Source organism: Clostridium sp. MCC344, assembly GCF_018785365.1.
Taxonomy (GTDB): Bacteria; Bacillota; Clostridia; order Lachnospirales; family Lachnospiraceae; genus Pilosibacter.
This window is the reverse complement of the sequence record NZ_WQPQ01000017.1, coordinates 1-426: the sequence shown is the minus strand read 5'-3', so window position 1 is coordinate 426 and position 426 is coordinate 1. Positions and strand designations below refer to the sequence as shown.

Below are 426 nucleotides of genomic sequence, written 5' to 3'. Positions count from 1 at the left end.
TTTCCATTGGAATCTACATATAGTTCTTTCATGGAAAAATCGAGTCCGACGGCCTGCCTTATGTTCCTTGTTTCCACCGGCTTTTCTTCACAAAAATACAGAAGAGAAACATAATACCGCCCATCAGCTTCCATACAGACGGTTGCGCCTTTCAGGCAGGCATCTTCCCGGATCTTACGATGCTGCCGGATCCGGATCCAGCCAGTTTTGGGGAGCTTCAGTTTCCCCTCTTTTAACAGGATATTTCCATTGACACTGTTTGTGGTATAGCTTTTAACAGGATTCTTTTTTGACTTGAATCTCGGAAAACCAAACGATGGATCCCTGAAAAAGTTTTTATATGCAATCTGTAGGTGCAGCTGGGCATTGCACAGAGCAAGGCTGTCCACTTCTTTTAGCCATGGAAATTCTGCCTTATATTTTGCC

Annotated in this window: 1 protein-coding gene; it reads right to left on the bottom strand. The window is 43.9% G+C overall.

Annotation, left to right across the window (positions count from 1 at the left end; genetic code table 11):
- A partial coding sequence (locus GPK90_RS03955; RefSeq protein WP_275950560.1) for a transposase occupies window positions 1-426 on the bottom strand: 426 nt, incomplete at both ends.